Source organism: Burkholderia sp. TSV86 (assembly GCF_001522865.1).
Taxonomy (GTDB): domain Bacteria; phylum Pseudomonadota; class Gammaproteobacteria; order Burkholderiales; family Burkholderiaceae; genus Burkholderia.
This window is the reverse complement of record NZ_LOWB01000116.1, coordinates 321,798-333,882: the sequence shown is the minus strand read 5'-3', so window position 1 is coordinate 333,882 and position 12,085 is coordinate 321,798. Positions and strand designations below refer to the sequence as shown.

Below are 12,085 nucleotides of genomic sequence, written 5' to 3'. Positions count from 1 at the left end.
CAAACAGCGACTCGGCCTTTGCGCCCTGCACGCGCCCATCGCGAAACGTCGCGCGGCCGCACGCCGATCGAGCACGAGTAAAAGCTGGCGGGCGGCCGGCGTATCAAGCCGCACGATCGTGCGCTCGATGACAAGCGAGGCTGCATTCCGTGCAACCGCGCTGGCGCCAATTGCGCCGGCCGCGCACAACAGCGCGCCGGCCGGCTGCGGCAAGCGCCCGATGCGCGCGGCGCGCCATGTCGGGCGCGGCACCGCCCGCGCGTCAGCTCAACCGCCACCAGCGCGGCAACAAGCGCCGCACGTCCGGCCGGCAAAAACGGTCGTCGATCAGATGAACGACGCCCTCGTCATGTTCGGTGCGGATCACTCGCCCCGCCGCCTGCACCACCTTGCGCAGCCCCGGATACAGATAGACATAATCGTAGCCGTGGCCGAAGCGCGCCTCCATCGCACGACGCATCTGTTCGTTGACGTCGTTGACCTGCGGCAATCCGAGCGTCGCGACGAACGCGCCGATCAGCCGATCGCCCACCAAATCGACGCCCTCCGCGAAAGCGCCGCCCAGCACCGCGAAGCCGACGCCCTGCCCGAGCGCATCGAAACGCGCGAGGAACGCGTCGCGCGCGGCCTCGTCCATGCCGCGCGCCTGCTCCCAGACCGGCAATGCCGGATGCCGCTCGCGCAGCCGCGCGACCACCTGCTGCAAATAGTCGAAACTGCTCAGGAATGCCAGATAATTGCCCGGCCGCGCCGCGTACTGCCCGGCAATCAGCTCGACGATCGGCTCGATCGAATGCTCGCGGTCGCGCCAGCGCGTCGACACGTGCGCGGCCACCTTGACCGTCAATTGCTCCGCGCGAAACGGCCCGTCGACATCCAGCCAACCGGTGTCGTCCGGCAAACCCAGTGTATCGCGGTAAAACTCGAACGGGCTCAGCGTGCCGGAAAACATGACGGTTGCACGCGCCGCCGCATGGCGCGGCGCGAGAAAATCCGCCGGAACCACATTGCGCACGCAAAGCAGCGACGCCTTCGTGCGGCGGCTGCGTGCCGGTGCGCGCACGAGCGTCGAATCGAAAATCGAATGCGCGCCGAACTGCTCGGCAAGTGCGACGAAGTGCATCGCGTCAAAGCAAAAGCGTTGCACATCGGCATCGATCGCGAGCGGCGTCTGCGCCGCGAGTTCGGAAAACCGGCCGATCAGATTCTGCGCGGCAAACAGCACGCGCGGCGGCACATCCGGATGCACGGCGTAGCTGTCGCGCTGTTCGCGATTGAGCGCATTCCATTCACGGTTCAAGCGTTCGAGCGCTTTGGCAAGCGGCGCGGGCGCGAGCTTGCGAATCGCCGTGAGTTCGCGCTGATCGAGCGTCGCGCTATACATGGCGCGTGCGCGATCGAGCAGATTGTGCGCTTCGTCGACGAGTACGCCAACGCGCCACTGGTTCTGTTGCGTGAGCGCGTACAGCAATGCGCTGCCGTCGTAGTAATAGTTGTAGTCGCCGACGATCACGTCGCACCAGCGCGCCAGTTCCTGCGCGAGATAGTACGGGCACACGCCGTGCTCGAGGGCGGTCGCGCGCACCACCGCGCGTTCGAGCCGGCCCCGTTCGAGGGCGGCGGCACGCGCAGCCGCGAGCCGGTCGTAGAAGCCCCGGGCAAGCGGACAGGCGTCGCCGTAACACGCCGCGCCGGGATGCTCGCACGCCTTGTCGCGCGCGACGAGTTCCAGCACGCGCAGCGGCAGCGCGCCGTCCGAGGCCGCGCGCAGCGTATCTGCCGCATCGAGCGCGAGCGCGCGGCCGGACGTTTTCGCGGTCAGAAAGAACAGCCTGTCGAGACGGTCCTGCGCACACGCTTTGAGAAACGGGAACAGCGTGCCGACCGTCTTGCCGATACCAGTCGGCGCCTGCGCGAGCAACGTGCGGGCGTCGCGCGCGGCACGATACGCGGCAACCGCGAGCGACCGCTGCCCGTCACGAAACCGCGAATGCGGAAACGCCAGCGCATGCAGCGCCGCATTGCGCGCGGCCCGGTGTGCGGCTTCGCACGCGGCCCAATCGGAAAATCGTCCGCACTGCTCGACGAAGAACGCGCGCAACGACGCAGCCGTATGCGCCTCAGTCAGCACCGTTTCACGCAGCGTGGAAATGTCCAGGTAAACGAGTGCGACCGTGAGCTCGCCGAGCCCGCGCGCTTCGCACAGCAGATGTCCGTACACACGCGCCTGAGCCCAGTGCAGCGCACGCTGGTTGGCCGGCATCCGGTCGAGATCGCCGCGATGCGTCTTGATTTCCTCCAGCCGGTTCGACATGGGATCGTAGCCGTCCGCGCGACCGCGCACCGTCAGGCCGCGATGCTCGCCGGCCAGCGTGATTTCCCTCTCATAACCGGCGCCGCGCCGCGACGCCACGGCTGCGTGGCCCGCGATGCCCTCCTGCGCGCTCGGCGCGGGCGTGAAGCGCAGATCGAGATCGCCCTCGCGCGCGGTGAATTCGCACATCGCGCGCACCGCGACAACATAGCTCACGCGCGCACCTCGTCGCTCCGCCGCGCGTTGCCGCTCCAGCGCACGTCGAGCACCCGCACCGGCATCCGATGCCGGAGGCAGTAGTCGAGCCAGCGGATCTGATTGTCCTGCAGGCGATCGCCCGGCCCTTTCACCTCGATCAGTTCATAGCGCTGCTCGCCGGGCCAGAAGCGCACCAGATCGGGCAACCCCGAACGGTTGCCGCGCACGTCGTCGAGCAGACGCTCGAACCATAAACGAAGGTGCGCGGCCGGCAAGCATGCAAGCGCATGTTCGAGCAGCGTGCCGTCGAGCGCGCCCCAGAACACGAACGGCGACTGCACGCCCTGCTTCTGCGCAAAGTGGCGGCAAATCGTATCGCGATATTGCGTGCCGTCGAGCTGCGCAAGGCATGCGTCGAACTGCGCCGCGCGGCGCGCGCGGAAGTCCGGTGCATACAAATCGGCCGGGCCGCGTTGAAACGGATGGAAGAATGCGCCGGGTATCGCCGCGAACACGGGCTCCCAGCACAGCAGCCCGAACAGCGAGTTGATCAGCGCGTTCTCGACGTAATAGGCCGGCGCATCCGCGCGGCTCAAATGATCGCGCGCGGCATATTCGACCGGATACGGTTCGTGCGGACGCGCCAGCTCGATGCAGTCGCGCGGAATCGGCTGCGCGCGCGACGCAGCGCGCGCAGCCGGTAAGCCGGCTTGCCGCCGCAGCCGCGGCAGCATGCGCTCGATTTGCTGGCGTTCCGCATCGCTCTCGGGAGCGCGCAGCGCGTCGACGGCAAGCGCGAGCGCCGCGTCGAAATGCGCGCAGCGCTCAAGCACGCGCACGCGCCGGCAACGGCTGCCGGGCCACGCACTCGCCTCGTAAGCGGCAAGTGCACCGTCCCAGTCCGCACGGCGCTCGCACGTTTGACCGATGGCGAATGTGAGTTTCTCGCGGCGCATCGTCAGCCACGCATTGCCGCAGTCGATGGCGGCAGCCTGCGCGACGAGCGGCGCAAGAGGAGCATCGCCGGGCCATGTGTCGAGCCGCTCCCGGCATGCGTGCAGTTCCAGGTACGTATCGACATCGTCACGCCGCTGAAACGCGCGCGACGACGGCTCGAACGCAACGGTTTCGTATTGCAGCAAGCCGAGATCGGCAAGCACGAACTCCGACCAGTCCTGATGCAGGTTGCCGAAAAACATCAGCCGCAGCCGATTGCACAGCGCATCGACCGTGACGCGCAGCACACGATCGTCGACCGACGGCAGCCACTCGGACCAGGTTCGCTCGCCTTCGTGCGCGGCGCGCAGCATGGTCAGCCAATCGGCCTTGCGGCCCGCGCCGGCCGGCAACGGCGACAAATCGGGAAATCCGCCGAGCAATTCGTGTTTCGTCGACAGCGCAAACAGTGTATCGAGCGTGAGTGCAGGCGACGGTTCGACCCAGCCCAGTTCGACGAGCGCGGCGGATGCCGCGAGCGGACAACCAATCTCGTCGTATGCGAGCTTGCTCGCCCGGAAATACGGCCCTTTGCGCATCAGCATCCGCACCAGCAGCGCGCGCGATGCGCGCGGCAATTCACCGAACGCTGAGATGAACGCGCGTTCGGTTGCATCGAGCACGCCGTCGTAACGCTCGAACAGCCATCCGAGCGCCCGCTCGAAGTTCGACAGGTAGTAGAACGCGAAAGGAGTAGAAGAATCGGACGACACGGGATACGGCGATCACAAAATGTATCGGCCGGGCGCCACGCATCCGTCATGGCGGCAAATGCAAGCGCCGACCGCGCAAGTCATCTGCAGATGATAGCGCATCACAGCCGCCGGCCAGGGCGCGCCGCGCCAGCCGTGCCGGTCTCGCAAACCAGCCTGCCGACATCCGGCGGCTCAGCCGCGCCCCGGCGCGCCGCCCGTCAGCCGATCAGCGTATTGCGATACAGCGCGAGCACCGCGCCCACATCAACGTCCACGCATACGTCGCGTGACGGCCGCCCGTCCCATTGCGGCGCGGGGGTGCTCATCGTAGAAGGTTTCTGGATCGTTTGGCCCACGGCGATGCCCTCCGTCACCACGCGCACCGGCCCTTGCCGAATCGTGTAGAGATGCGGCGCGAGCACATAGGCAACCGCCGACGGATCGTGCGTATATGTGCCGTCGAAACCCGCACTCATGCGATGAAACGCATCGTAATGGCGCGACACTTCCCAGACAAACCGGCCGGCATCGCCCGCATCGTCGCGCAGCGCGGCAAGATAGTCGGTCGTCATGATCGTCTTCTCGGTGACGTCGAGGCCGACGACCGCCAGCGGCCATGCAGCCGACAGCACGATGTCCGCCGCCTCCGGATCAGCAACGATATTTGCCTCTGCGGCGGGGGACACGTTGCCGAGCACGCCGTTCGTGCCGAACGCACCGCCCATGATGACCACCTGCTTGACGAGCGTTGCGATCTGCGGATCTTCGGCGAGCGCATGCGCGAGATTCGTCAGCGGGCCGACCGCGATCAACGTGACCTGGTTCGGATGCGCACGCACGGTATCGATCATGAAGCGGTGCGCTGCCCGCGCATCCAGGTTCGGCGCGCGCGCTGCGTCAGTCGATTCGGACAGACCGGTATTGCCGAGGCCGTCGTCGCCGTGAATCCAGCCGATCGGCGCGGGCGCGGGCCGGCTCAACGGCTTGGCCGCGCCGCGCGCCACGCTTACGCCGGGTGCGAAGCGGCTCGCGAGATAGAGGGCGTTGCGGGTCGTCGTGTCGATCGTCGCATTGCCGTATACGCTCGTCACGCCGAGCAATTCGATGTCCGGATGAAGCGCTTGGAAAACGAGCGCCAGCGCATCGTCGACGCCGGGGTCTGTATCGTAGATGATCTTATGCAGGCTCATAGGTATTCCGTGGTGAGAGCGGCGTTCGCGCCGCGCAATGATGCAGCAGCGACGAATGATAACCGCGCCGCCGCGCCTGTCTCACCAAACCGGTTTCAACCCCCTGCCGTGCCATCGCTACACGCGCTCACCGGCCGCGAAAGACCGAGGTGATCGCGCAGCGTCGCTCCTTCGTATTCGGTACGAAAAATCCCGCGCCGTTGCAGGACAGGCACGACGCCGTCGACGAAATCCTGAAGCCCGCCTGGCAGCACGTCCGGCATCAGGTTGAAGCCGTCGGCCGCGCCGGCATCGAACCAGTGTGCGATGTCACCGGCGATTTGCTCAGGCGTACCGACGATCACCCGATGCCCGGTGCCTCCTGCCATCGCTCGCACGAATTCGCGCACGGTGCAGCGGTGCCGCCGCGCATACGCAAGCGTCGCGTTAAAGAACGTGTGATTGCCGTTTCCGCCGTCCGGTGGCGCGAGATCGTCCGGCAGCGGCGCATCGGGATTCAGGCGCTCGACCGGCACGCCGAGCGTAGCCGCGATCCGGTTCAAACTGTAACGCAGCGGAATCAGATCAATGAGTTCGTCACGACGGCGCTGCGCGTCGGCCTCAGTCGCGCCTACGATCGTCGTCAGCCCCGGCAACACCTTGAGGCTGCGCCCATGCGCGGCCGCTGCGGCTTTCAGCCCGCGCGCGTAGCCGAGCGCCTCGTCGAACGATTGCGATGCCGAGAACACCGCCTCTGCGTGCCGGGCGGCGAATGCTTGCCCATCGGCGGAGCCTCCGGCCTGCACCAGCACCGGATGCCCTTGCGGCGAACGCGGCAAATTCAGCGGCCCATGCACGCGAAAGTGCATGCCGCGATGCGCGATCGGATGCACCTTGCTCGTATCGACGAAGCGGCCGTTGGCCTTATCGCCGACGATTGCATCGTCATCCCAACTATCCCACAATGCCTTCACGACTTCGACGAACTCCGTCGCGCGCGCATAGCGCTCACTGTGATCGGGCGCCGCATCAAGGCCGAAATTGCGTGCAGAGCCCGAATCGGCGGTCGTCACGACGTTCCAACCGGCTCGCCCGCCGCTCGCGTGATCGAGCGAGGCGAAGCGACGCGCGAGATTGAACGGCTCGTTATAGCTTGTCGATGCCGTGCCGATCAGGCCGATATGCGTCGTTGCCGCCGCGATCGTCGCAAGCAGGATGGTCGGCTCGAGCGCGGTGATCGGACGAAAATCGAGCTGGTCGACGATCGATGCATTATCCGCCAGAAATACCGCGTCGAACTTCGCCACCTCGGCGATCCGCGCGACGCGCACGTAATGCCCGACGTCGACGAACGCGCGCGGGTCCGCTTCGTCGAGCCGCCACGCGGACGGCACAAACCCCGAATGCAGGATGTTGACGTTCAGGTGCAATTGCCGGCGATGCGGCCGTTGCGGCGCGGCGGTCATTGCCGTGAGATCCCGCGCGATGCGGATGCAGCGAAGCGATGCACGGCGCGCGCGCCCCGTCCCGTGACAGCAGCCGCGATCCCGAACGGGCCGTTATTGCGCCGCGCCACCGCCGCCGTCGTGCTCAATGCAGCTTCGGAAAACCATGCCGCTCGGCCAGCAATTCGAGGATGCGCCGCGGATCGTCGACGAAGCGCTTGTCGCCGAGCGTCAACGCATCGCCGGGCGCCGGCTGCTCGTCGCCGAGCACGAGCACGGGCAACCCTTGATGGTCGGCGTCGAGCGCGGCGATCACCGCTTCGCGCGGCCGCGCGAAAGGCAGCCGGCGGACGTTGAGGCGGGCCTGCTTCGACGGATCGCTCGCAAGCAGCCCTTCGATCGGCGCGCTGCCGGGACAAACGAAACGCTCGCCCGGATATTGAGGATCAGTGAACCCCGGTTCCAGAAGAAGCAACAGATCACGGCTCATCGGTTGTCGGCCTCGTTTGCAACGGATATCGATGGAAATATCGGCGATTCTCATGCGATTGATCGCTTGCCACCACGAATTTATCCGTAGATCGATATGCGCGGCCGAGCTAACGGATGACACCTGCGGCCGCGCCATCGCAACGGCCGGATGCCGCGAATCGCGCATCCGGTCTGCCGAACCAACACCGCCCCACGCCAAAGGGCATCGGTCCCCATGAAAGGATCAGCAAACCATCGGCCGTCACACAACGGCCTGCCCATGTCCTTCATCTTACGAATACATCGGACAATGAAACATTTGACAGCAAAAAATTGTCACCTAAGGTTCGCAGCATAACGAACGTTATTTACAGAACGCCGCTCTGGTCGAGCTTGATCCAATCGCCGGTTCGACCGCGCACATCTATATGCGACTCTGGTTCGATGCGGATGCGCCATTGCATATTCAATAGGGAGACGTCTCATGCACCCGATCATCCGTCGTGACGTTCGCTTCGCGCTTCCGCCCGAGCGCATCGGCGACTGGCATATCAACGGCGTGGCCAACACACACTACTTCAACGCGCTTTCGCTGATGTTTCCGGCTGGCGAGCGCTTTTTCATTGACTAGGTCCGCCATTACCGCGATCGAATTCAAGATTCCGAATTATTGAAACAGGTTCAGGGCTTCATCGGGCAGGAGGCGATGCACAGTCGGGAGCACGTCGAGTTCAACGACATCGCCGAAGCGGCGGGCTATCCCGCTCACCAGCTCGACCGAGGCTTCTGGGCATTCACGGGACTGGTGACGAAATGGCTGCCGGCACCAATACGCCTCGCCCTGACAATTGCGTTCGAGCATTACACGGCAATCATGACCAATTTGCTACTCGACAATTTCGAGCGCTTTCACGGTTCGGTCGACGCATACGCAAACATGTGGCTCTGGCACTCGATGGAAGAAACCGAGCACAAGGCTGTCGCGTTCGAGGTGTGGAATGCGGTCATCAAGCCGGAGCCGATGCGTTACTTGATGCGTACCGGTTCGATGCTGCTCACGCAGCATCGTATTCTGGAGAACGAATCTCTTTTTCCACTTGGCATTCATGAAAGCGCACCAGCGCATGCACGGTAACGTGCCAGGCAAACTCGCGTTCCTCAGGTTCTTTGTGAAAGGCGTCGCCCGCTTGCCCCCCAAGACGCTCGCCTACTTCGAGCCCGGTTTCCACCCATGGAGCCACGACAATCGGCCTCATTTTGCCCAGCTCGACAAGCTGCTCGCCAATATCGACGCAAGCAACGCACGATATGCGGCGAATGCATCGCCGCGGCGCGCTTCGCTGCACGCGTTTGCGAGGCCGATGGGTTGAACGCCGCATCGTCATGCGGGACGGCCGGCTTGCGACAACCCAACGCGCGCCCCAACTTGCAACGGCGGCCGATGTGATCGATCTCGGGGGCGACGCACCACGCATCCAGCGAAAACGCCATGGAGCGCGCCCCACAGCGAGAACTTGCCCGCTTCGCCTCAAGCAGTCGTTCCGTCAAAGGACCGCGCGCGCTGCCGGCGGATACGTGAGGAACAATCCCACAGCGAATCCGGCCGTTGACACGAACCACGGTCAGCCGGCATGCGCGGCGATGAACGCGCCGGCATCCGGCATGCCGGTGACACACGCCGCCTGCTGGAGATCAGTCGATTCGGTATCCTGATGACGCCAGCAGAACGCCGCTGTGCGTCTCAGCATCGGCCGGCCGTTGTACGGCACTGGCACCTCGGTGCCCCACGTCCAGCGTGGTACCGCACTGTGTCCGCGCCTCACGGCCAAGTTGCACGAACTGAATCACGAATCGGCCGTGGAAGGACTGACAGCTTGGCACTGCTGCTCGGCGTTGTGACTCACGTCGAACGTCTCCCACTTCGAACGCATGCGGAGCCCTTGGTTCACCCGATTCGCCGGCGATGAGTGTGCGCGCATCATTCATTGCCCAGGCTTGGCAAACGTCACGCTCACGGACCGCACATTGGCCGTTGGATTGTTTAGTTCCAGCAGCGCAACGCCGTATGAACCGCTTCGTGGGCAGCGAGCATGATGAATGGCACAGATATGAAAAACGCACGCCTCCGAACGAGGCCGTGCGCAGCGCAACGGCGCGACTGCGGCATGCCGTAAACGGCATCGCCCGCGCCGTGAGACGCGGGCGCAATCGAACGCTATGCGTTATTCGATCCGGAATTGTTCGCGGTCCCGGCCCAAGATCCAAGCTGGCGCACGCCCCCGGCCTGTCCAGGTCAAACCTGTTTCCGGATCGCGATAGCGCGGCTTCGGCTCAGTGTCGGCTTTTCTCGGCCGCCCGAGGCGCGGCGGAAATAAATCCTTCTGGGTCAAACCATACGTATCGATCAACCGGCGAAGCTCGACGATGACCTCGGGCAATTCGGCCGCGCGCGCGGTCCTGGCTTGCTGCTTCAGATCATCCAATTGCGCAAGCAATTCCTTGTATGTTGCCATTACCATTTCCCCGTAGAGTGACTGCCTCTTTTTTGACCGGCTGCTGAAATCCTGTTGTTATATCCAATACTGAGCTGCCGAGCCGGTTTTTGGCTATAATAGCCGAATTAGTCCAAGGTGGACTATTCCAATTCAGCAGGGAGCATTCGCCCATGCTCCCTTCCATCCATCATCCCCGTTACGCCGCGCTGCGCATGCATCTGCGCGCGCTGAGAAGAGCGGCAGGCCTCACCCAGACGCAATTGGCCAAACGTCTTCGTATTGATCAGTCTTACCTTTCCAAAATCGAACGTGGAGAACGTTATGTCGACATTCTCTTTTATCTCGATTGGTGCCGCCACTGCGGTGTTGAGCCGGATCAGGCCGTATCTGAATTAATTGATGCAGGCGCTTGAAAAACTGGCGCCGCACAATCCCATTATTTAAAAATTTATGAATTGCGAATTGCGCGCGCATACGTTTGCGCGCGCCATGACTGCCAACCACCGCAGCCCAGGCGCGCATCGCTACACGCCCGCCACGGTTCACCGCTCAGGCGTCCGTCGACGACATCGACGGCACACGCCGTCCCGCCTGATACGCGTAGTAGCAAACAGTCAACGCGACAATCCACAACGGCCCGACGACGAGCGCCACGCGCGTATCAGGCGAAAATGCCATCAGCACGACGACACACGCAAGAAACGCAAGCGCGACAAACGACGACAATGGATAAAACGGCACTCGCAGTGCAAGCCACGCGAGACGCGTGGCCGGCACCTGGCGACGAAAACGCAACTGGGCGAGCAAGATCACGCCCCAGGTCCAAATCGCACCGAACGTCGACACCGATGTCAGCCATACAAAAACTTTTTGCGGTGCAAAATAATTGAGCACGACGCCGACGATAAGCAGCAGCACTGAAACCAGCACGCCATACACCGGTACGCCGCGCCGGCTCACTGCCGCGAGGCGCGCGGGCGCCTGCCCCTGCTCCGCCAGATTGAACAGCATTCGGGCGGTGCTGAAGATCCCGCTGTTGCACGACGACAGCGCAGCCGTCAGCACAACGAAATTGATGATGCCCGCGGCAGCCGGAATACCGAGCCGCGAAAACGTCATCACGAACGGGCTGCCCTGCGTGCCGATCTGATTCCATGGATAAATCGACATGATGACGAACAGCGCGCCGACATAGAAAATCACCACGCGCCAAAACACCGAGTTCACTGCCTTCGCAAGCGATTTCTCCGGATTGCGCGCCTCGCCCGCCGTAAGGCCCAGCATTTCGACGCCGAGATACGCGAACATCACGATCGGCAACGCATCGACGACCCCCGACCAGCCGTTCGGCATAAAGCCGCCATGCGCCCACAGGTTCGAGATACCAGTGGCGATGCCGCCGTTGCCGACGCCCGCGACGATCATCAGCCCGCCGCCGGCAATCATCAGCACGATCGTCACGATCTTGATCAAAGCGAACCAGAATTCGAACTCGCCGTACAGTTTGACCGCGATGAAATTCACCGCGCCCATGACGATCAATGCGGCGAAGGTCCAGATCCAGTTCGGCACATCGGGAAACCACATATGCATGTAGATGCCGACGCCGGTGATTTCCGCCATGCATGTCACGATCCACATGAACCAGTAGGTCCAGCCGGTCAGATAGCCCGAGAGCGGCCCGAGATAATCCTGCGCATAACGGCTGAACGCGCCGGCGACCGGATTATGAATCGCCATCTCGCCAAGCGCTCGCATGATGATGAAAATCGCAAGGCCGCCGGCAATGTACGCCAGCAGAATCGCCGGGCCGGCTGCCCGGATCGCCGTGGCCGAGCCGAGAAAGAGCCCGACGCCGATGGTTGCGCCGAGCGCCATCAAATTGATATGCCGCTCCTCCAGGCCGCGATGCAGCCGTTCTTCTTGTGATGTCACGAATAGTCTCCTGACGGCGCTGTATGCGCCGCCGCTTTTGGTGGAAAAAAGGAAACCGACCGGGGCGCCGGATGCGGCGCCAACTGCGATTCGACGCCGTGCGAGCCGCCAAAGGCATACCCGGCATGCGGAAAAACACACCCGGCGTGACCTACGCCGCCCGGCACGAGCAACGCGGCCACTCTCGCATTGGACAACGCGAGCAGGCAATGGCGGTCAAGCGAACGCTGGCGGAAATGCGTCGGCGTTTTGATCGATCCTGCACGCCCGGTCGGAATGCAGCGCCAATTATATGAACAATCGAGCGCGCGTTGCCAGCGTTTGCTTCTGGGGCGCCAAGATGCACGGGTTCGGCATTGTGCCGGAC

9 protein-coding genes and 1 pseudogene are annotated in these 12,085 nt (G+C 63.8%); 2 read left to right on the top strand and 8 right to left on the bottom strand.

The window, feature by feature from the left end; translation table 11 throughout:
* Positions 1-262 precede the first annotated feature (262 nt).
* The 5 genes from WS68_RS22950 to WS68_RS22930 form a co-directional block, all read right to left on the bottom strand.
* Positions 263-2,530 carry an ATP-dependent DNA helicase gene (locus WS68_RS22950; protein WP_059572938.1) on the bottom strand — a complete coding sequence of 756 codons (2,268 nt, stop codon included), beginning with the start codon at positions 2,528-2,530 and terminating at the stop codon, positions 263-265.
* Positions 2,527-4,221, bottom strand: a complete 1,695-nt coding sequence (locus WS68_RS22945) for a VRR-NUC domain-containing protein (RefSeq protein WP_059572937.1) — start codon at positions 4,219-4,221, stop codon at positions 2,527-2,529. Before WS68_RS22945 ends, WS68_RS22950 begins: the two co-directional genes overlap by 4 nt.
* A 200-nt stretch (positions 4,222-4,421) precedes the next feature.
* Positions 4,422-5,393, bottom strand: coding sequence for a nucleoside hydrolase (locus WS68_RS22940; RefSeq protein WP_059572936.1), 972 nt, complete (start codon positions 5,391-5,393; stop codon positions 4,422-4,424).
* Positions 5,394-5,488: 95 nt separating this feature from the next.
* Positions 5,489-6,838 (bottom strand): LLM class flavin-dependent oxidoreductase, encoded by a 1,350-nt coding sequence (locus WS68_RS22935; RefSeq protein WP_059572935.1) that lies wholly within the window; start codon positions 6,836-6,838, stop codon positions 5,489-5,491.
* A gap of 124 nt (positions 6,839-6,962) precedes the next feature.
* Complete coding sequence (locus tag WS68_RS22930; protein WP_059573141.1) at positions 6,963-7,307, bottom strand: DUF3088 domain-containing protein; 345 nt, start codon at positions 7,305-7,307, stop codon at positions 6,963-6,965.
* Between the two features lie 465 nt (positions 7,308-7,772).
* Between WS68_RS22930 and WS68_RS22925 the strand changes: the two are divergent.
* A pseudogene (locus WS68_RS22925) lies at positions 7,773-8,658 on the top strand (metal-dependent hydrolase).
* Positions 8,659-8,910: 252 nt separating this feature from the next.
* Here WS68_RS22925 and WS68_RS29095 read toward each other — a convergent pair.
* Positions 8,911-9,036: a hypothetical protein gene (locus WS68_RS29095; RefSeq protein WP_442857183.1), complete on the bottom strand. Its 126-nt coding sequence runs from the start codon at positions 9,034-9,036 to the stop codon at positions 8,911-8,913.
* 474 nt (positions 9,037-9,510) lie between these two features.
* Positions 9,511-9,801, bottom strand: coding sequence for an H-NS histone family protein (locus WS68_RS22915; protein WP_059572933.1), 291 nt, complete (start codon positions 9,799-9,801; stop codon positions 9,511-9,513).
* A 152-nt stretch (positions 9,802-9,953) separates the two neighbouring features.
* Between WS68_RS22915 and WS68_RS26735 the strand changes: the two genes are divergently transcribed.
* Positions 9,954-10,196 carry a helix-turn-helix domain-containing protein gene (locus tag WS68_RS26735; protein WP_069235727.1) on the top strand — a complete coding sequence of 81 codons (243 nt, stop codon included), beginning with the start codon at positions 9,954-9,956 and terminating at the stop codon, positions 10,194-10,196.
* Between the two features lie 136 nt (positions 10,197-10,332).
* Here WS68_RS26735 and WS68_RS22905 read toward each other — a convergent pair whose 3' ends face one another.
* Positions 10,333-11,718, bottom strand: coding sequence for an amino acid permease (locus tag WS68_RS22905; protein WP_059572931.1), 1,386 nt, complete (start codon positions 11,716-11,718; stop codon positions 10,333-10,335).
* Positions 11,719-12,085 lie beyond the last annotated feature (367 nt).

Bases quoted from the DNA above. Each gene is read 5' to 3' on its own strand.
- WS68_RS26735 (WP_069235727.1), top strand. From the start codon at position 9,954: ATGCTCCCTTCCATCCATCATCCCCGTTACGCCGCGCTGCGCATGCAT.
- WS68_RS22940 (WP_059572936.1), bottom strand. From the start codon at position 5,393: ATGAGCCTGCATAAGATCATCTACGATACAGACCCCGGCGTCGACGAT.
- WS68_RS29095 (WP_442857183.1), bottom strand. From the start codon at position 9,036: ATGCTGAGACGCACAGCGGCGTTCTGCTGGCGTCATCAGGATACCGAA.
- WS68_RS22930 (WP_059573141.1), bottom strand. From the start codon at position 7,307: ATGAGCCGTGATCTGTTGCTTCTTCTGGAACCGGGGTTCACTGATCCT.
- WS68_RS22935 (WP_059572935.1), bottom strand. From the start codon at position 6,838: ATGACCGCCGCGCCGCAACGGCCGCATCGCCGGCAATTGCACCTGAAC.
- WS68_RS22915 (WP_059572933.1), bottom strand. From the start codon at position 9,801: ATGGCAACATACAAGGAATTGCTTGCGCAATTGGATGATCTGAAGCAG.